Below are 18,986 nucleotides of genomic sequence, written 5' to 3' on the forward strand. Positions count from 1 at the left end.
TGCGTCGACCGCGGCTTCGTCGACAGCGGCGGCTGCATCGGCCGAAAGGCCCACCCCGTGCCGCCGACCCCCGACCGGTCTTTGGCCGAACGGCCGAGGCGACCGCCCTCGCTCTTCCGCGAAGGTTGATCCATGCCCGGCAGGGTCCATGCCCGGCATCGGACCGTCGCCCCCGGAGGGAGCCCCCATGCGTCATCAGCGACGACTCAGGATGGTCACCCGGATCCGCGCCGCCCTACAGCGTGCGGGCCGCCAGCAGCGTCACGTCGTCCTCCGACTGCGCCGGTGCCAGCCGGTCGAGTACCGCGGTGAGGATGTCGGGCAGGGCCTGCTCGGCGGCGACCGGCGTGGCGGCGAGGGCGGCGAGCCCCGTGTCGATGTCCTCGCCGCGCCGCTCCACGAGCCCGTCCGTGTAGGCCAGCAGCAGGCTGCCCGGCGGCATGGGGCAGCGCCGGCTCTCGTATCCGCCCGACCCCGTGCCCAGCGGAGGTCCGACCGGCAGGTCCGCGAGTTCGGGGACGGCACCGGGCCGGACCAGCAGGGGCGGGACATGACCGGCCGTGGCCAGGACCACGTCCTGGGCGGCGGGGTCCAGGAGGGCCAGCACACAGGTGGCGACGCGGTCCAGGTCGAGCGCGTGGGCGGTGCGGTCCGCCTCGGTGAGCAGTCGGTCGGGTGCGAGACCCTGCAGGGCCAGCGCGCGCAGCAGCGAGCGGTACTCGCTCATGGCCGCGGCGGCCCGCACGCCGTGCCCCATGACGTCCCCGACCACGAGCAGGGTGCGTCCGGAGGGCAGTCCGACCGCGTCGAACCAGTCGCCGCCCACCTCGGCCCCCCGCCCGGCGGGCAGGTAGCGGCTGGCGATCTCCACGTCCGGCCCCGGTATGTGAGGGGTGGCGAGGAAGGCGCGCTGCATCTCCAGCGCGGTCTCGTGCTCGTGGGTGTAGCGCAGGGCGTGCCCGATGCCCGTCGCGGCCCGCGTGGTCAGCAGTTCCAGAAGCTCGACGTCGTCCGGTGTGAACTCGGGGGAGTGCGCCCTGCGGCCGAGCATGACCGCCCCGACGGCCTCGCCGCCGACCATGAGGGGCAGATAGGCCGCGGAGTGCAGCTCCAGGGCGCGGTAGCGTTCGAGGCGCTGCGGTGTGGGGGCGAGCAGACGCACGGTGTCGTCGTCGGGCCGGTTGAGCACCATCGGCCTGTGCCCGGTCAGCACCTGGGACATCGACGAACTGGCCTGGTGGAAGATCACCTCACCGCTTCTGGTCACGGGGGTGAGCGGGTCGGGCACGCCGGGCGCGGCGGCCACCGCCATGCGCCGCAGCCGCACCGGGACGGGGGTGGCCGGGGCCCGGCGCGTGCCCTCGGGGTCGAGCACGTCCACGGCGGCGTAGTCGGCGAACCGCGGTACCAGCAGATCGGTGAGTGCCCGGCACGCCTCGGCCGCGTCGAGCGTGCCGCCGACCCGGGCGGCTATCTCCTCCAGCAGCTCCAGACGCTCCTGGGCCCGCCGGAGCGACTCGCGCTGCCGGATGCCCTCGGTGACCTCCATGACGACGGCGGCGACCCCGAGGATCCCGCCGTCCTCCGCCTCCAGCCGGTGGAAGGCGCCGAGCCACCAGCGGGGCACGTCCACCGTGTCGTCGGGCACCCGGCCGTCGAACACGACCGTCTGCGGCCGTCCCGTGCGCAGCACCTCGCGGGCCACCTCGGCCGAGGGCCCGGAGCCGGGGATCACCTCGGGCATCGGACGGCCGAGGTGATCCTCGACGGGCAGCCCGTTGAACTCGGCCAGCGTGTCGTTGAGGTACAGATAGCGCAGGTCCGCGTCCAGGACCGCGACGGCCGCCGGCGTCCCGTCCAGGAACCGGCGGGCCGTCCAGAGCTCGTCCAGCACCTCCCCCGTCCCCGCCGCCCGGGCCGCCTCCGACAGCTCCCGCAGCGTCCCCGAGGACAGGAAGGGGGCGGACGGGGCGGACAGACGGGGGTGCGTCATGGGGTGTGATTCCTCGAAGGGCGGAGTCCGATTCGTCATACTTATGGCGTATTGGACCACATTCGAGACGCTGAGGCTATGAGCTGGGTCTCATTCGCCGCTGACCAGCTTCTCGAAGAAGAACTCGTGCTTGAGGAACGACGTATCGTGCTCCGTCCCCGGATACGGCGGGACGAGCTGCGAGGCCTGGAAGAGCCGCCAGCCGTCGTGCAGGGCGGCGACGCCCGTCTCGTACGGCGGCTCGTCGCTGTCCCCGGTGGTGGGGCGGTCGGCGCCGGTACCGTCGTAGCGGGCCCAGCCGACGACGCGCGAGTCGAGCGCCGAGGTGTCCAGGTACAGGACGAGAACCTGCTGGCGCACGGTGGTGGACATGATCACGCCTGGCTCCTCTGTGCGGCGGGCCGGTTGGCGATGCGGGTGGCCCAGTACTCGATGTCGAACGCGGGCTCGCCCGACAGGACGCGCCACAGCCTGATCCGGTTGAGGATCTCCAGCCGGCCCGTGGCCTGCTCGTACCAGGGGAAGCCGCGCTCCAGCTCCTCCCGGACGGCGGGAGCGTCCAGGTCCGCCGTGTCCCACAGCCGCACCTGCGGCACGGTCGGGTTGAAGCGGATCTTGTACATGTGGCGGACGGTGTCGCTGTCGTTGCGCCGCCCGCCGTGCCAGATCCCGTGGTGCAGCAGCACGACCGTGCCGGCCGGGCAGGTCAGCCGGGTCTGGCCGCGCAGGTTCTGGTAGCGGCCGGTGTCGGACTCGTTGGTACGGCGCAGATGGCTGCCGGGCACGATGAGCGTGCCGCCCATCTGCGCGGTGACCTCCTGCGGGTAGTACATGAGCTGGACGTCGAAGGCGTCGGGCCGCAGATCGACGATGGCGTCGGCGTGCAGCGGCTGCGCGCTGCCCTCGCGCGGCTCACGGGTGTGCACGAAGTGGTGGTCGACGGTCGGATCCGGACCCACCAGGCTCTCCAACGCCCCCGCGACAGCGGGTAGTTCGACGAGTCGCCGGGCGAAGGAACCTTCGGGGAAGGCTTTCGGCACGGGGGTGCCGTACGGCACGGAGGGCAGCCCGGCGGCGAAGACCGCGGGCGCCTCCTCGTTCATCTCCCGGGGCACGATGCCGTCCAGGCGCAGGAAACCGTGGGCCACGAACCGCGCCACCTGGACGGAGTTCAGTAGCTGTCGTGTGGTTGACATACGGCAACCGTAGGAACATCCGTCCCCGCGGTCGTGGGCTGTAATCGACGACCACTGGTAATTTTCCACCATGACCCGCCATGTCGACCTGGCCCTCGACCTGCCGCCCCACGTGGAGAACGCGGGTGTCGGCGTGCACGGCTCCGCGGGCCCGCACGACGTGTTCCGCCTCCCGCGCCTGTGGCAGCTCCATCTCTACGGCTACTCGGGCGCCCTGGAGTTCGGCGGCTCCCGGCACCCGATCCGCCCCGGACACGTGAGCCTCGTCCCGCCCGACACCGAGGTGCACTTCCACTACGACGCCACGCGCTGCGAGCACCTCTACGCCCACTTCCGGCTGCCGGGCGACGGCGAGCGGCACCGGGTCCCGGTGATGCAGGACGCCGGTGCGGACGCGGCGGAGCTGACCGGGCTGCTGCGGGAAACGGTCGCGGCGAGCGCGCAGTCCCCGGCCCGGGCCTCCGCCGAACTGTGGACGGTGCTGTGGCGCACGACCGGCCTGGCCGGAGCAGGCGAGGACCGGGCCCGGCACCCCGCGCTGCGGACGGCGATCGCCCATATCGAGGAGCACCTGGCCGGCCCCCTGACCGTCCCCGGCATCGCCCGTGCCGCCGGGGTCTCGCACACCCATCTGACCCGGCTGTTCCGCGAGGACACCGGACATACCGTCGTCGCCTACATCAGGCGCCGCCGCATGGAACGCGCCCGGCACCTGCTCATCGCCTCGACGCTGGCCATCCCGGCGATCGCCGCGACCGTCGGCATCCCCGACCTCCAGGCCTTCAACAAGACCTGCCGCAAGGAGTTGGGGGTCTCGCCGCGGGCTGTACGAGAGCGGCGGGGACAGGGCGGGGAGAGGCCGGAGACAGGGCGGGGCTCAGGCAGGCACCGCGACCGTCCGTCGGGCGCCCCGGTGCCGGGTCCGGTACCGGCCGACCACCGCGCAGCCGGCGTAGAGGACGAAGGAGATCGTCGTGACGTACGGGCTGATCGGGATGCTGCTGCCCAGGGCCAGCAGGATGCCGCCCTCGATCGACGCCATGGCGAAGACCACGCTGAGCAGCGGCAGCAGGACCGGTGACGCGGTGACGCGGGCGGCGGCCGCGGCCGGGGTGATCAGCAGGGAGAGCACCAGCAGGGCGCCCACGACCTGCACGGACAGGGCGACCGCCAGACCCAGCACGATCATGAAGGCGAAGGAGAGCCCCCGCACCGGGACCCCGCGGGCCTCGGCGACGTCCGGGTCGGCGCTGGCGAAGGCGAGCGGCCGCCACATCACCGCGAGGGCGATCAGCACCACCGCGGAGGTGGCGAGCAGCCAGGTCGTCTGCGGGGTGTCCACGGCGACTATCTGACCGGTGAGCAGGCCGAACTTGTTCGCCGCCCGTCCCTTGTAGAGGGCGAGGAAGAGCACCCCGAGGCCCAGTCCGAAGGGCATCAGGATGCCGATCACCGAGTTGCGGTCACGCGCGCGCGTGCCGAGCACGCCGATCGCCCCGGCGGCGAGCAGCGAACCGGTGATCGAGCCCGCCACGATGTTCGTGCCCAGGAGCAGTGCCCCGGAGGCGCCCGCGAAGGACAACTCGCTGATGCCGTGCACCGCGAACGGCAGGTCGCGCATCGCGACGAAGACCCCGGCGAGGCCGCCGACCAGGCCGAGGGCCGCGCCGGCGATGAGCGAGTTGCGGACCAGGACGAGGAGTTCGCCGTAGTTCTCGAAGTTGAACAGCTCGTGCCAGACGCTCATGGCCGGACCTCCTCGGGCAGCTGGTGCGCGTGGTCGTCGTGGGCGCCGACCACCACGACCCGGCCGTGCACCCGGACGACGTCGACCCGGGTGCCGTACAGGTGGGACAGGGACTCGGAGGTGAGGACCTCGTCGGGGGTGCCGACGCGATGGCCGCCCGGGGCCAGGTACAGCACCCGGTCCACCAGGTCGAGCACCGGGTTGATCTCGTGGGTCACGAACACCACCGCCGTGCCGTGGGACCGGCGGCGGGCGTCCACCAACTCGGTGACCGCGCGCTGGTGGTGGAGGTCGAGGGAGAGGAGCGGCTCGTCGCACAGCAGGACGCGGGGGTCGGTCGCGAGGGCCTGCCCGATGCGGACGCGTTGGCGCTCGCCGCCGGACAACTGCCCGAGCGGCACGTCGGCGTACGCGGAGGCGCCCACGGAGGCGAGGATCTCGTCGACGCGCCTGCGCACGGCGGCCGTGCGCGGGCGCGGTCCGAAGCGGTGGCCGTCGATGCCGAAGCGCACGAGGTCCCGGGCGCGGAGCATCGCCTGCGCGGACAGGGCCGCCTGCTGGGGGACGTAGCCGATGTGCCGGGCCGCTTCCCGGGGCGAGCGGCCCAGCACCGTCAACTCTCCTGCCGACAGCGGCTGTCGGCCGAGCAGGGCCCGCACGAAGCTGGTCTTGCCGGCGCCGTTCGGGCCCAGCACGGCGAGGAACTCCCCTGCCCGCACGTCGAGTTCGAGGTCACGCCAGACCGGGCGCGGGCCGTAGGAGAGAGCGGCCCCGCGCAGGCTGATGACCGTGCTCACTTGGCCAGGGCGTTCGCGAGCGCGTCGACGTTGCCGGTCATCCAGGTGAGGTAGTCCTTGCCGCTGGGCAGGGTCTCCGTCACCGGGACCACGGGGATGCCGGCCGCCTTGGCCGCCTGCTCGGACTTCTCGGTCTGCGGGCCGGAGGTCTGCGCGTTGTAGACCAACGCCTTGACCTGCTTGTCGGTGAACAGGGCGAGAGTCTCCTGGAGGACCTTGGGGGAGACGTCGTCGCCCTCCTCGATGGCCTCGCTGAACTCCTCGGGCGTCTTGTCGACCAGGCCGCTCGCCCCGGTCATGTACAGCGGCACGGGCTCGGTGATGGCGATCGCCTCACCGCCGTGCTCCTTCTTGATCTCGGCCTCCTTGGCCTCCAGCGGCTTGAGGTCCGCCTTGAACGCGTCGGCGTTCTTCGTGTAGGCGGCGGCGTTCGCGGGGTCGGCCTTGCCGAGGGCGGCGGCTATGCGGTCGGCGATCTTCGCGACCGAGGGGAAGTCGTACCAGACGTGCTCGTTGAGCTCGCCGCCCTTGGGGGCGGCCTTGCCGGACACCTTCACCGCGTTGATCACCTCCGCGGAGGAGTTGCCGCCGCTCTTGAGCATCCGGTCCACGAAGTCGTCGTAGCCGCCGCCGTTCTCGACGACCACCTTCGCCTTCGACAGGGCCAGCTGGTTCTGGGTGCTGGCCTCGTAGGAGTGCGGGTCCTGGTCGGGGTCGCTGATGACCGAGGTGACGGAGACCTTGTCGCCGCCTATGCGCGAGACGATGTCGCCGTAGACGTTGGTGGAGGCGACGACGGCGACCTTGGACGAAGCGGCCGGGGTCGCGGAAGCGTTCCCGTCGCTCCCGGAGTCCGAAGAGCTGCCGCATCCTGCCAGCAGGGCGACGGAGGCGCCGACGAGCAGGGCCAGACGGCGGGACGGGGACGTGGACATGGATCCTCCAAGCGCGGTTCTGATTGCCCCGTCACGCTAGATGGAAATGATTGTCGTAAACAGTCCTGGTGACCGGTATGTGAAAACCGTTGCCAATAATTGACCCGCCCCTGGTCCGGGCCTCGCCCGCGCTAGCCCGAGGGTGCGGTGCGGGCCCGATGGCGGCGGACCGCGTCGCGGTTGGCGCAGCGGTGGGAGCAGTACCGCCGGCGGCCGGTGCGGGTGGTGTCGGCGAAGATCACGGCGCATTCCGTCACTTCGCAGCGCCGCAGCCGGTGCATGCCGCGTCCCGCGAGGTGCAGGGCGGTGCCCACGGCGATCAGGGAGTACAGCACCTCGCCGAGCGGCTGTCCCTCGTCGCGGTAGTGCAGATGCCAGCCGGTGCCCACGTGGTTGGTCATCCGCGGGTACGCGGCCGCCGTCGCCAGCATCCGATTGAGCAGCGCGGCGCGTTCCTCCTCGTCCGGGGCGTCGACGACCTTCTCCCACGCGTCCAGCAGTTCACCGGTGCGGGCCAGGTCCCGCGGGGTGACCGGGCCGTCCAGCACCACCCCGGCGGCGCGGCAGCGGTCCGCGAGCTCCGTGACGTCGGCCGGACGCCGGTTGGCCAGATCCGCCGCCAGATTCACCGGGTCCTCGCCGTAAGGGTTGAGATGCACAAGGGCATTACACCAACCTGGTCGGCATGCGACAAGGCAGCGAAAGCTCAAGGACGGTACGGCAGGCGGTCGCGTACGACCTCGTGGAACTGGTGCGTCTGCGGGCTCTGCGGTCCGGGGAACTCGACGGCGACGAGCTCGACGCCCTGGCCGTGGCGCTGTGGGAACAGCTCGCCGCGGACGACGTGCGCGTCCTGGTCGTGGACGCCGAGGGCGAGGGACTCGCCGCCTGCGGCATCGGCACCGTCGACCGACGCCCGCCCCGGCCCGGCTCGCGCGGGGGGCGGGCCGGGCACGTCGTCGCAGTGGTCACCGATCCGGACCACCGGCGGCACGACCACGGCGGCGCCGTCGTCAGGGGCCTGCTCGCCTGGTTCCGGGACCACGGCGTCTCCCGGGTGGAACTGCGCGCCCCCGTCGAGCACGCGCCCCCGCGCCGCGCCGTCAGCCCTTCCCGGTGAGCAGCCGCCGGGGGTTGGCGATACGGAAGGCGTAGGCCGCCGCTCCGCCGAGCCCGTGGCCGGGGTGCTGCGGCGGCTCCGCGTACGGCCGGTCCGAGCCCTGGACCACGGCGTCCACGCCCAGGGCCCGCACGACGGACTCGACCGCACGCGGCCCGTACGAGGACGTCTCGACGAAGACCGACGGGTCCGGGCTGGTCCCGCCGCCCCCGCGCGCGGCGAACCGCTCCCCGTGCAGCGGGGCGAGCCCCGCCAGCAGCGCGAAGCACACCCGCAGCCGTGGGTGACGGGGACGGCCGTGGGCGTGGAACGCGAACCAGGCGGCGTGCATCTGCTGGACGTAGGGGACCATCGCGGGCCACCAGCCGGGCCCCTCGCAGCCACCGGCCGCCGGCCCCGGATGGACGAACAGCGGGAGGTCGCGCTCCTCGAGCAGGTCGAGCAGCGGGGCGCAGCGGGCGTAACCGGCCGCGTCCACGAGGGCGTCGGCGGGCAACTGGAGGCCGACGAACCCCTGGTCGAGGTAGCCGGCCGTCGCCCCGGCGTCGATGTCCCGCACACAGGCGGCGGCCCACGCCCCGAAGGGCCGGGGCAGCGCGGCCGCGCCCTCGTGATAGGCGTCGAGGAGCGGCCTTGCCTCGGCCGCGGGAAGCCACTCCACGCCGATCGGCGCCGAGAGGGAGACGAGCGCGAGGCCGAGCCCGTCGGTCGCGGCGAGTTCCGCCCGCCGGTCCACGTCGTGGTCGGCGGGCGGGAGGTCGTAGGGCGGCTCACCGTCCAGATACAGCGTCCAGCCGTCCAGGTACGGCGGCTCGCGGCGCGCCCGCAAGGCCGTCACCAGCGACGGGCTCCACAGATGCTGGTGCACGTCGACATTGGTCATGGCGCTCCTCCCACCCGGGCCCGCGATGGGCTCCGGACTCCGCCTGCCCCATGATCTCGTGGCCCACCACCTCCACGTCCACCCCACGGCAGCACCGAGGTCGGCCGCCCCGCTCACGACTCCCGGGTTCACCCGCCTCCGGACGCCGAGCCGATCTCCACCACGCGGGCCCAGGCGGGCGGAGCGTCGGGCACGTACTCGGGACTGTTCTCCCTTCGCGCCTGGCTTCTGTCGGGTCGCGGGAACAGACCGATGACCGTACGGCACGAGGGCCGCGCGCTCGGCCAGGGCGTCTGACCGTCCGTCAACGCCACGACGACATCGGGGCGCGAGCGCAGCGCCTTCTCGAAGCCCGTGCGCAGGTCGGTGCCTCCGCCGCCGACCAGCGGAAGGCCCTCGGCCCGGCACAGCGGACGCACGACCCCGGCCGCCGCGTCGCACGAGAGCACGCTGATCAGGTCGCGGCGGCCGCCCACGGCCCGGGAGATCGCGGCCACCTCCAGGAGGGCGCTGCCCAGTTCGCCGTCGCTGACCGAGCCGGAGGTGTCGATGATCACGCAGACCCTGGGCGGCCGGCGCCGCAGACTCGGCAGCACCACGCCGGGGACGCCCGCCGCGCGCCGCGAGGGACGGCCGTAGCTGTAGTCGTCGCCCGCCCCGGAACCGGAGACCGCGGAACGAAGCGCCGCGCCCAGCAGGTCCCGCCACGGCTGCGGCGGATGGAACGCCTCCTCGGCCCACCGCCGCCACCCCTGCGGCGTGCTCCCGGGGCGCGCCTTGATGCCCTGCGCCACCCGGAAGCGGACCGCGTCCCGCTCCTGCTCGCTCAGTCCGTCCGCCCCCTCGGGACCCAGGTCCCAGTCGCGCTCCAGACCGTCGGCACCGCTGCCGCAGTCCAGCCAGGTCAGGTCGAGGGTGAGCGGCCCGAGGCTGATCCCGTCCAGGTACTCCTCCATGAGCTGCCCCTCGGGCAGCCGCAACCGCCAGGGCCACACGGCGCCTTCGGGTGGGACCAGTCCGTCGCCGTACACGTCGTCGTTGATCTCGCAGTCCGCGGCGATGTTCATCCGCAGCCGGTCCCCGACACCGGTCAGCCCGCGCTCCCGGGCCACCCGGTCACCGCGCCCGTGGTGGTCACGCAGCAGATGGGACACCTCGTGCACCCACACGCCCGCCAGCTCCTCCACCGGCATCCGGTCCACGAACGCCGGGGAGACATAGCACCGCCAGTGCCGGTCGACGGCCATCGTCGGCACCCGCCTCGACTCGACGGTGTGCAGGGCGAACAGCGCGGTGGCCAGGTACGGGCGGGCCCGGGCGGCGTGCAGACGGGCGGCGAAGAGCTTGTCGCGGTCCAGACGGCCCCGCTCCTCGGGGGTGTCCTGGCTCATCGGCGGGCCTTGGCGGCGGCCGCCGCCCGGTCCGCCCGCCGCGACAGCGCCACCGTCCCGGCGAGCCTCTCGACGGTCTCCGGCACGTCCCAGTCCTGCTGCCGCAGCGAGGCGAGCGTCGTCGCGGGCACGACCACCAGGTCCGGCGCCCCCGTCTCCAGCGCCCGGACCAGCACCGCCCACGCCGAGTCCCAGCGGGCCCGGTCCGGACGGGCACGCACGGCCGCCACCACACCGTCGAGCACGGCCTGCCGCAGGTCTCCCCGCTCGGGCAGGACGGCCCCCGCCGGATCGGCGAGCACGTCCTCAGGGTCCGGGAGGTCCAGCCGGTCCAGGCTGGCCAGCAGCTCAAGGCCCGGACCGTCGCCCACCGTGCCCCGGACCAGCAGGGAGAGCACGTCCCGGGCGGAACCGGCCGCGGTCGCGAAGGCGACCAGGGACAACGTCATGTCCCAGCTCCGCGGCGACGGCCAGGGGCCGCCGCGCCGGGTCTCGTTGGTGGGCAGCCGGTGCACGAGGGTGGGCCGCGCGGCGAGCAACCCGCACACCGCGCGGCGGGCGAACGCCACGGCCTCCGTCAGCTTGCCCGGATCGAGCCGCGGCAGGGTGGCCCGCGGCCAGGTCCCGCCGAGCCCCCGCACGACGACCTCGTGGTCGTGGGTCCACTTGAGATGGACGAACCGGTTGGCCAGCGGCGGACTCAGTTCCCAGCCGTCGGCCGCCGAGGAGCGTGGGTTGGCGGCGGCCACGATCCGCACACCGGGCGGCAGTTGGAGCGCGCCGATCCGCCGCTCCAGGACGAGCCTGAGCAGCGCGGCCTGGACGGCGGGCGGCGCGGTGGACAACTCGTCCAGGAACAGCAGCCCCCGCCCGGCCCGCACCAGCCGTACGGCCCAGTCGGGCGGGGCCATCGGCACGCCCTGGTTGGCGGGATCGTCCCCGACCACGGGCAGTCCGGAGAAGTCGGACGGCTCGTGCACGCTGGCGATCACCGTGGTCAGCGGCAGGTCCAGGGCAGCGGCGAGCTGGGTCAGGGCAGCCGTCTTGCCGATGCCCGGCTCACCCCACAGAAGAACCGGCAGATCGGCGGCCACGGCCAGGGTGAGGGCCTCCAGTTGGGAGTCGGGGCGCGGCTCGGTGGTGGAGTCGCGCAGCAGGGTCACCAATTCGGCGGCGATGTCGAGTTGGGAGGCGGGCGCAGGGGCGGTCATGGGCATGAGTGATCACCTGTGGTCTAGGAGGGGGACAGCAGGAGGGGACGGTGTCCCCGGTGGCGGAATCAGGTCGCGCGGCGCGGACGGGAGCGCCGGTTCCGGGAGCCGCGACCGGTCGGAGGCGGGCGGAACCGGGCGGGCCCGGGTCCCGTCAGACCCGCCCTGAACAGGCCGTAGGTGACGCGCCGCAGCGCGGCCGCCTCCAGCTCGTCCCGGAGGGGGCCGGTGCGCAGCAGCGCCTCGGGACCGAGCAGTGCTTCCACGACGGCCAGCGCGCCTGCGGTGTCGCCGTGCACGAGTCGTTCGCGGACGCCGTCCAGGCAGTGCGGACGGCGGTGTGCCTCGTCGATCTCCTGGAGGCAGGGGAGCGGAGTGCCGGTCAGCTCGACCAGCAGTTCCTCCCGCCTGATCTCGTCCGGGTCGTGGTCCAGCGGGGCCAGTACCCCCTCGACCAGGCCGATCCGGTGGACGGCTCCCCGGCACTCCACGAGACGTGGCTGTCCGGGCCCGTCGGGGGCGCGGGGCGGCCCGGTGATGGCGCGGTCCGGTACCAACGCGGCGGCGACCAGAGGGTGCAGCCGGTCCGCCTCGATCGCACCGGCGCGCAGCAGTCGGAGGTCGGGCAGCACCCAGGTCGCCGCGTCGGGCAGTACCGGCAGTGAGGCGACGACACCGGCCGACGGCGTCGGTACGGGACGTATCAGGTCTTCGTCCGCGGCGAGCTCCAGCACCAGCCGGTGCCGTCCGCCCCACCGCACCAACAGGCGGCCACCGGAACGCCCTTCGGCGCCGAGCAGTATCCGCGCCTCGGCCGCCCAACGGTCGACGGCACAGGCGCCCGGTATGGCCAAGTGTGGTGCACCTAGGGGGCGTTGCTGGACGGCCGGAGGCTCACTGGCCCCCGACCGCCCCCGCAACTCCCCGGCCCGGCCCGCGTCCCACAGATGCCGGTGCAGATCCAGTCGGAACCGCCGGTTCGGGCGCGGGTGCGGATGCCGTACGGCGTCAAGCGTGGACCGGGACCACAGCGCGAGGCTGATGCGCTGGCCGGCGTCCGCCCAGGCGGGCGCGGTCCGGGCCACGAGGTGCACAGGGCCCTCGACGGTCTCGTACCGTGCCAGCGTCAGGGTCAGACCGGGCCGCAGCAGCCCGTCCGGGGCGATCCTCGGCATGTGCCAGCGCAGCAGGTCGGGAGCGAGGACGCGGAGATCGGAGCGGAGCCGCGAGGCCAGGTCCCGACCGTGATCGCAGGTCACGGCACGGAGGTCGAGATCGACGTCGAAACCCGCCGCCGCACACGCCCCCGCCCAGTCCCCGGCACGGCGACGGGCGGTCGCGGTCTCGATCATGGAGGCCGGCACGGCGAACTCGCGCACGCGCGGCCAGAAGGACGTACGGATGTCCTCGTTCGCGGTCGAAGTGAGCATCAGCGCTCACCTTGCGCGGACGGGACCCCCAATCGTTCAGGAGTGTGAGTCGTCATCGTGGAGCAGCGTAAGCCGCCCCCAGGCGTATCTGCCACGTGTTTTCCGCCGGGTTAGCCTGGGGCGTGATCGGATTCCCGCTCGGCGCCGCCACCACGCTCGCCGGACTCGCCGGCGATCCACATCCGCGCCTGGCCGAACTCCGCGCCCACGAACCCGTCTCCTGGCTGCCCGAACTGAACGGCTGGCTGGTGACCCGCCGCGATCTCGCCCTCGACGTGATGCGGGACGCCGAGACCTTCACCGTCGACGACCCCCGCTTCTCGACCGCCCGGATCGTCGGCCCGAGCATGCTCTCCCTGGACGGGGCCGAACACACCCGCCACCGCGAGCCGTTCACCGCGCCCTTCCGCCCGCGTGAAGTGCGGGACGGGTACGCCGGGTTCATCGAGTCGGAGACCCACCGTCTCGTCACCGCGCTCGAACCTGCGGGCGCCGCCGAACTGCGCCGCGCCTTCGCCGGCCCGCTCGCCGTCGCCGTCGTCACCGAGGCGCTCGGACTGGTGGGCACCGGCACGGACACGGTCCTCTCCTGGTACGACGCCATCGTGCGGTCGGTCTCGGACCTCACCGAGGGCCGTGCGGCAGGGACCGCGGGCCCGCAGGCGTACGCGCGGCTGCGGCAGGCGGTCGAGGCCACGGTCGCCGAAGGGGCCGAGTCCTCGCTCCTGGCCTGCGCCGCCGACCGGCTGGCGCCGGCGGAAGTGGCCTCCAACGCCGCGGTGCTGATGTTCGGCGGCATCGAGACCACCGAGGCGATGATCACCAACGCGCTGCTGCACCTCCTCCGCCACCCCGACCAACGCGCCCTCGTCCAGGCCGACTTCGCACTGCTCGACGGAGCGATCGAGGAGTCGCTGCGCCTCGAACCCGGCGCGGCCGTCGTGGACCGTTACGCCACCCGCGACACCACGCTCGGCCAGGCCACGATCTACCGGGGCGACCTCGTCACCGTCTCCTTGACGGGCGCCAACCGGGACCCCGCGCTCTTCCCCGACCCCGACCGCTTCGACGTCCGCCGCGCGAACGCCCGCCTCCACCTGGCCTTCGCGCACGGCCCCCACTACTGCCTCGCCGCCCATCTGGCCCGCCTGGAGACCCGCGTCGCCCTGCGGCACCTGCTCGATCGGCTCCCCGCCCTCCGTCTCGACCCGGACCACCCGACCGCCCCGCGCGGGCTGGTCTTCCGCAAGCCGTCCACGCTCCACGTGCTCTGGGGCTGACCGCGCGGAAGTCCGCCCGGGACGCACTCAGCCGGACCGTTTCACCTCCAGGGACAGGTCGTTGTCGACCGTGTAGTACGGCCGCACGACGGCTTTCCCGGCCGTGGCGCCGGGGTAGACGAAGACGTGCTTGCGGTCCGCCACGTCGTCCAGGAGACGGGCGAGCCGGATCAGCCCGGCTCCGGGCGCGGGCCGTACGAACATGTCCCAGATGCCGGTGTCCAGGGTCCCGTCGTCGACCGTGAACGAGAAGTTCCGGCCGTCCTCTCCGGGCAGCGGCTCCAGGGCGCGTACGACCCCTGGGTCCCGCCGCAGCCGCAGCAGCACCTCGGCGCCGTCCAGCAGCGAGGCGCCGTGCAGCAGGGCCTCGAACCGCAGCGCCGAGCCCGTGACGTCCACGCGGCCGACCTCCGCGTGCGCGGGCCGCAGCCAGGTGCGCAGCGCGAGGTAGCCGTCCTGGGTGACATAGGGGACCCGCACGGCCAGCGGCCCCCGCCGCTCACGCAGGTGCCCGTCGACCAGGGCCCGCAGGTCACGGGGGCCCGGCCGCACACGCGTGCGCTCGGACCCGTCCAGCAGGTACACGTCCCACCGCCCCTCCGCGAGCACGGGATCCGTGCCCAGTACGGCCCGGGCGCGGCCCTCGCCGACGGAGTCCAGGTCGAGGACGTGCAGGGTGTCCTCCGGCTCTCCCTTCTTCGGACGCAGCCGCAGCAGCAACCCGTGCCCGGGGCCTGTCGGCAGCTCGAAGGTGATCCGGCCCTCCGAGTCGATCGCGCATCCGGCGCGTGGCGTGGTCATGACCGTCCCTTCCGTACGAGGCGCAGTGCGCCGCTCGCCGCGATCAGCGCGGTGTCCCTGGCGGCGGAGCCCCGGGCGGTCAGTGTCCCGCCCTGCCGTTCCCGCACGACCGGCCGGCCCTCCCGCCGCGCCGAGACGGCCTCCGCGATGAGCCGCTCGGCCTGTTCGACGACGGGGCCGGGAGCGAACCGGCGCGCGTTCTCCAGGGCCGCCCGGCTCATACGGCGGCGCAGCTCGTCGTCCCGGACCAGCTCCAGCAGGGCCGCCGCCATCGCGTCCCGGTCCCCGACCGGCACCAGCCTGCCGTCGACCCGCTCCGCGATGATCTCGGCGGGCCCGTGCGGGCAGTCGGTGCTCACCACGGGCAGTCCGCAGCGCATCGCCTCGACGATGGTCATGCCGAAGGGTTCGAAGTCGGAGGCGGCGACCCCGATCGAGCCCTTGACCCACTCCGCCTCCATCGGGGCCGCGGCACCCATCAGGAAGACGTTGTTCCACAGGCCGAGGTCGGTGATGAGCCGCCGCAGCCGGTCGTGCTCCTCGCCCTTGCCGTAGATGCGCAGCTGCCAGTCCGGATGCTCGGCGGCGACCGCGGCGAAGGCCTCGACGAGAAGGTCGTACCGCTTCACCGGGACCAGCCGGCCGGCCGCGACGACCACCTTGGCGGAGGCGTCCGCGGCCGGCAGCACGGGATCCGGCACGCTGTTGGGCAGTGCTTCCACCCGTACGCCGGGCAGCCGCATCCGGCGCCGGTAGGTGGCCGCGTCGGCCTCGGTGACCGTGGTGAGCACGTCGAGGCCGCGGTAGGCCCGGCGCAGCGCGGTGCGCAGCCGGGGCGAGTGGTTGTCCAGCGTGAGGTGTTCCTGTCCGATCCGGGCGACATGGGGCGGCGCCTGGCCCGCCAGGTGCACGTTGAGCCCGGGCCGGGTGCCGATCACCGCGTCCGCGTCGATGGTGGCGAGGGCCTCGGCCACGCGCTGGTCGGTCAGCTCGCTGTACTGCCCGTACCGGTACTCGGAGCGCGGGAACACGCGCGCCGGTCTCAGGTGCAGGGGGTGTTCCTTCTCCTGCCTGAGATCGACCAGCGGCCGCAGCGAGACCCGGGGATCCAGCACGAAGTTGGGCAGCTCACGGTGCCGGAACACGGAGACGATCTCCACCTCGTGCCGTTCGGCCAGGGCCGTGGCCAGATTGAACGTGGTGGTGATGGTGCCTCCGATCCCGTAGGCGTTGTGGAGCAGGAAAGAGATCTTCATGTCGGGCTAGACCACCCGGCATTGCCTTCGGTTGACCTTCGTTACCCATTCGTGGTGTCCGCGCCGCCCGGACGTCACGCCGTGTACTGGTATGCGGGATAAGTGAGGTAGCCGCTGTCCCCGCCCTGGAAGTACGTGGCCTCGTCGGCGGGGGCGATCGGCAGTCCGGTGCGCAGCCGCTCGACCAGGTCCGGGTTGGCGATGAAGGCGCGGCCGAAGCTGATGAGTTCGGCGCCGAGACCGAGCCAGTGGTCGGCCTCGGCGCGGCCGGTCTGCTTCGCGCCCATCGGCAGCACCGGGTTCATGACCAGTGTGCCCGGCCAGACGCGGCGCAGGGCGACGAGGGTCTCCTCCGGGGCGGTGGCCTCCAGATGGACGTAGGCCAGTTCGAGCCGTGCCAGCTCGGTCAGGAGCGCGGTGTACAGCTCGGGGACGTCCGACTCCTCGACTCCCCAGAACGTGCCGCCCGGTGAGAGCCGGATCCCGGTCCGCTCCGCACCCACGGCGTCCACGGTCGCGGCGGCCGCCTCGACGGCGAACCGGATCCGGCCGGCCACCGAGCCGCCGTAACGGTCCGTGCGCAGGTTGGCGTTGGAGGAGAGGAACTGCGAGATCAAGTAGCCGTTGGCGCCGTGCAGTTCCACTCCGTCGAACCCGGCGTCGACGGCCCGGCGCGCGGCCTGGGCGTACGACTCGGCGTGCTCGGGGACCTCCGCCGTCTCCAGCGCCCGCGGAACCGGCGCGGGCTGCGGTCCCGTGGGCGTGAACACCCCGTCGGTGGCCGGGACTTCCGACGGGCCGACGGGCCGCAGTCCGGTGGTGTCGGGGTGCGAGACCCGGCCGCCGTGCATGATCTGCGCGAAGATCCGGCCGCCGTTGGTGTGCACGGCCTCGGTCACCGGGCGCCACGAGGCCACCTGCTCGTCCGTGTACAGCCCCGGCGTGCCCGGATTGGACTGTCCGATCAGACTCGGCTGCACCCCTTCGCTGACGATCAGGCCGGCCGTGGCCCGCTGGGCGTAGTAGCGCGCCATCGACGGCGTCGCCAGACCGCCCTCGGCGGCCCGCACCCGGCTCATCGGGGCCATGACCACCCGGTTGGGCAGCTGCATTCCGCCGAGCCGGAAACCGGTGAAAAGCGTCGTCACGTCATGTCTCCTCGGTGATTCGTCGTACCCGTGTCCCGGGCACACGGTTACGCTAAAACCTGACGTCGACGTGAGGGTCAAGCCCGCGAGGAGAAGCACGTGCGCATCGGGGAGTTGTCGGCACGGGCCGGGGTCAGCGTCCGGGCCCTGCGGTACTACGAGGAACAGGGCCTGCTCACCAGCACGCGCAGCGCGAGCGGGCAGCGGCACTACACCGAGTACGCGGTCGAGCGCGTGGTCTTCCTCCAGCGCATGTACGCGGCCGGACTGTCCAGCCGCACGATCGTCGAACTCCTGCCGTGCGTCGACTCGCCCAGCGAGGAGACGTCCGACGCCGCGCTGCGACGGATGGCCGAGGAACGCGACCGCCTCTCCGAGCACATCGCGGACCTGATCCGCACCCGGGACGCCCTCGACGGGCTGATGGCCACGAACCGCTCCCACCGCGAGGGCCTGCGTACGGCGTAGAACGCTGGGCCGGTCCGGGGAGCCCGTGCACATCCCCGACGTCTCGAACCGGTCCCACCGCGAGAGCCTGCGTACGGCGTGAAACGCTGGGATCACCGCATCCGGCCGGACCGAGGAGCTCACGTGCCGTACGACATCGCCGCCCTCCGCTCCCACTTCCCGGCTCTCGCCGCCGGCACCGCGCACTTCGACGGCCCCGGCGGCACCCAGACCCCCGAGCCGGTGATCCGGGCCATCGCCGACGCCCTGGCACAGCCCCTGTCGAACCGGGGGCGGATCACGCTGGGGGAGCGCAACGCCGAGCGGATCGTCACCGGGGCCCGCCGAGCCATGGCCGACCTGCTCGGGGCGGACCCGGCGGGCATCGTCTTCGGCCGCAGCGCCACCCAACTCACCTACGATTTCTCGCGCACCCTCGCCAGGACGTGGGCGCCCGGCGACGAGGTGGTCGTCACCCGTCTCGACCACGACGCCAACATCCGCCCCTGGATCCAGTCGGGCGCCACCGTGCGGTGGGCCGAATTCGACCCGGAGACGGGGGAGTTGACCGTCGACGCCATTCGGGCCGTGCTGTCCGAGCGCACCCGGCTCGTCGCCGTCACCGCCGCCTCCAACCTGATCGGCACCCGCCCCGACATCCCCGCGATCGCCGCGGCCGCCCACGAGGCCGGCGCCCTCGTGTACGTGGACGGCGTCCACCACACCGCCCACTCCCTCGTGGACCTGGAGCGGCTCGGCGCGGACTTCTTCGTCTGCTCCCCGTACAAGTTCCTCGGCCCGCACCACGGAGTCCTCGCCGCCCGCCCGGAGTTGCTGGAGACCCTGCGCCCGGACAAGCTGCTGCCCTCCAGCGACGCCGTCCCGGAGCGCTTCGAACTGGGCACGCTGCCCTACGAGTTCCTCGCCGGCACGACAGCGGCGGTCGACTTCCTGGCCGAGCGGCTCGACGCGGACGCCACCGGCACCCGAAGGCAGCGACTGGCCGCCGGGTACACCGCCCTCGAAGCCCACGAACACGTCCTGCGCACCCGGATCGACGAGGGCCTGGCCGCGCTCGACGGCGTCACCGTCCACTCCCGGGCCGCCGACCGCACCCCGACCGTCCTGCTCACCTTCGAGAACCGAAGCACGGCCGACGCGTACGGCTTCCTCGCCGAGCGCGGCGTCCAGGCCCCGGCCGGCTCCTTCTACGCCGTCGAGGCATCCCGCCGGCTCGGCCTCGGCGACACCGGCGGCCTGCGCGTCGGCCTCGCCCCCTACAACGACGTGCACGACGTCGACCGGCTCCTGACGGGACTGACAGACTTCCTGAAGAGGTGAACTTCCCGAA

Annotated in this window: 18 protein-coding genes and 1 pseudogene; 5 read left to right on the forward strand and 14 right to left on the reverse strand. The window is 73.1% G+C overall.

What is annotated here, in order from left to right; translation table 11 throughout:
* Positions 1-235 precede the first annotated feature (235 nt).
* From ABZ098_RS37675 to ABZ098_RS37685, 3 genes are all read right to left on the reverse strand, one after another.
* On the reverse strand, positions 236-1,993 hold the full coding sequence (locus ABZ098_RS37675; protein ID WP_356598254.1) for a SpoIIE family protein phosphatase: 1,758 nt from the start codon (positions 1,991-1,993) through the stop codon (positions 236-238).
* Positions 1,994-2,083: 90 nt separating this feature from the next.
* Complete coding sequence (locus tag ABZ098_RS37680) at positions 2,084-2,365, reverse strand: hypothetical protein (RefSeq protein ID WP_356598255.1); 282 nt, start codon at positions 2,363-2,365, stop codon at positions 2,084-2,086.
* 2 nt (positions 2,366-2,367) lie between these two features.
* Complete coding sequence (locus ABZ098_RS37685; RefSeq protein ID WP_356598256.1) at positions 2,368-3,189, reverse strand: phytanoyl-CoA dioxygenase family protein; 822 nt, start codon at positions 3,187-3,189, stop codon at positions 2,368-2,370.
* A 70-nt stretch (positions 3,190-3,259) separates the two neighbouring features.
* Here ABZ098_RS37685 and ABZ098_RS37690 point away from each other — a divergent pair.
* Positions 3,260-4,033, forward strand: a pseudogene (locus ABZ098_RS37690) (AraC family transcriptional regulator); the annotation flags it as partial.
* A gap of 33 nt (positions 4,034-4,066) precedes the next feature.
* Here ABZ098_RS37690 and ABZ098_RS37695 read toward each other — a convergent pair.
* From ABZ098_RS37695 to ABZ098_RS37710, 4 genes are all read right to left on the reverse strand, one after another.
* A complete protein-coding gene (locus tag ABZ098_RS37695) occupies positions 4,067-4,936 on the reverse strand; it encodes a metal ABC transporter permease (protein WP_356598257.1) in 870 nt (289 codons plus the stop codon).
* A complete protein-coding gene (locus ABZ098_RS37700; RefSeq protein ID WP_356598258.1) occupies positions 4,933-5,733 on the reverse strand; it encodes an ATP-binding cassette domain-containing protein in 801 nt (266 codons plus the stop codon). The genes ABZ098_RS37695 and ABZ098_RS37700 overlap by 4 nt, the downstream gene beginning before the upstream one ends.
* A complete protein-coding gene (locus ABZ098_RS37705; RefSeq protein ID WP_356598259.1) occupies positions 5,730-6,668 on the reverse strand; it encodes a zinc ABC transporter substrate-binding protein in 939 nt (312 codons plus the stop codon). The genes ABZ098_RS37700 and ABZ098_RS37705 overlap by 4 nt, the downstream gene beginning before the upstream one ends.
* A gap of 131 nt (positions 6,669-6,799) precedes the next feature.
* Entirely contained in the window at positions 6,800-7,327 is a 528-nt protein-coding gene (locus tag ABZ098_RS37710) for a CGNR zinc finger domain-containing protein (protein WP_356598260.1), read from the reverse strand.
* 26 nt (positions 7,328-7,353) lie between these two features.
* Here ABZ098_RS37710 and ABZ098_RS37715 point away from each other — a divergent pair, with 26 nt between their 5' ends.
* The gene (locus ABZ098_RS37715) at positions 7,354-7,788 is read left to right on the forward strand and encodes a GNAT family N-acetyltransferase (protein ID WP_356598262.1); all 435 of its coding nucleotides are present in this window, start codon (positions 7,354-7,356) and stop codon (positions 7,786-7,788) included.
* Here the strand turns inward: ABZ098_RS37715 and ABZ098_RS37720 are convergent.
* From ABZ098_RS37720 to ABZ098_RS37735, 4 genes are all read right to left on the reverse strand, one after another.
* Positions 7,772-8,671 (reverse strand): amidohydrolase, encoded by a 900-nt coding sequence (locus tag ABZ098_RS37720; RefSeq protein ID WP_356598264.1) that lies wholly within the window; start codon positions 8,669-8,671, stop codon positions 7,772-7,774. The genes ABZ098_RS37715 and ABZ098_RS37720 overlap by 17 nt on opposite strands.
* Before the next feature lie 128 nt (positions 8,672-8,799).
* Positions 8,800-10,062 (reverse strand): VWA-like domain-containing protein, encoded by a 1,263-nt coding sequence (locus ABZ098_RS37725; RefSeq protein ID WP_356598266.1) that lies wholly within the window; start codon positions 10,060-10,062, stop codon positions 8,800-8,802.
* A complete protein-coding gene (locus ABZ098_RS37730) occupies positions 10,059-11,279 on the reverse strand; it encodes an AAA family ATPase (protein ID WP_356598268.1) in 1,221 nt (406 codons plus the stop codon). The genes ABZ098_RS37725 and ABZ098_RS37730 overlap by 4 nt, the downstream gene beginning before the upstream one ends.
* 62 nt (positions 11,280-11,341) lie before the next feature.
* A complete protein-coding gene (locus ABZ098_RS37735; RefSeq protein ID WP_356598270.1) occupies positions 11,342-12,703 on the reverse strand; it encodes a hypothetical protein in 1,362 nt (453 codons plus the stop codon).
* Between the two features lie 122 nt (positions 12,704-12,825).
* On the opposite strand from ABZ098_RS37735, the gene ABZ098_RS37740 reads away from it, so the two are divergent.
* Positions 12,826-13,983: a cytochrome P450 gene (locus ABZ098_RS37740; RefSeq protein ID WP_356598272.1), complete on the forward strand. Its 1,158-nt coding sequence runs from the start codon at positions 12,826-12,828 to the stop codon at positions 13,981-13,983.
* A gap of 27 nt (positions 13,984-14,010) precedes the next feature.
* Here ABZ098_RS37740 and ABZ098_RS37745 read toward each other — a convergent pair whose 3' ends face one another.
* From ABZ098_RS37745 to ABZ098_RS37755, 3 genes are all read right to left on the reverse strand, one after another.
* Positions 14,011-14,784, reverse strand: a complete 774-nt coding sequence (locus ABZ098_RS37745) for a hypothetical protein (protein ID WP_356598274.1) — start codon at positions 14,782-14,784, stop codon at positions 14,011-14,013.
* Positions 14,781-16,040, reverse strand: a complete 1,260-nt coding sequence (locus ABZ098_RS37750) for a glycosyltransferase family 4 protein (protein ID WP_356598276.1) — start codon at positions 16,038-16,040, stop codon at positions 14,781-14,783. The genes ABZ098_RS37745 and ABZ098_RS37750 overlap by 4 nt, the downstream gene beginning before the upstream one ends.
* Before the next feature lie 74 nt (positions 16,041-16,114).
* Positions 16,115-17,188: an alkene reductase gene (locus ABZ098_RS37755; protein ID WP_356598278.1), complete on the reverse strand. Its 1,074-nt coding sequence runs from the start codon at positions 17,186-17,188 to the stop codon at positions 16,115-16,117.
* Between the two features lie 99 nt (positions 17,189-17,287).
* On the opposite strand from ABZ098_RS37755, the gene ABZ098_RS37760 reads away from it, so the two are divergent.
* Both ABZ098_RS37760 and ABZ098_RS37765 read left to right on the forward strand, forming a co-directional pair.
* Positions 17,288-17,656, forward strand: coding sequence for a MerR family transcriptional regulator (locus ABZ098_RS37760; RefSeq protein ID WP_356598280.1), 369 nt, complete (start codon positions 17,288-17,290; stop codon positions 17,654-17,656).
* Positions 17,657-17,779: 123 nt separating this feature from the next.
* On the forward strand, positions 17,780-18,976 hold the full coding sequence (locus ABZ098_RS37765; RefSeq protein WP_356598282.1) for a cysteine desulfurase-like protein: 1,197 nt from the start codon (positions 17,780-17,782) through the stop codon (positions 18,974-18,976).
* Positions 18,977-18,986 lie beyond the last annotated feature (10 nt).

This window comes from Streptomyces sp. NPDC006335 (assembly GCF_040612795.1).
Classification (GTDB): domain Bacteria; phylum Actinomycetota; class Actinomycetes; order Streptomycetales; family Streptomycetaceae; genus Streptomyces.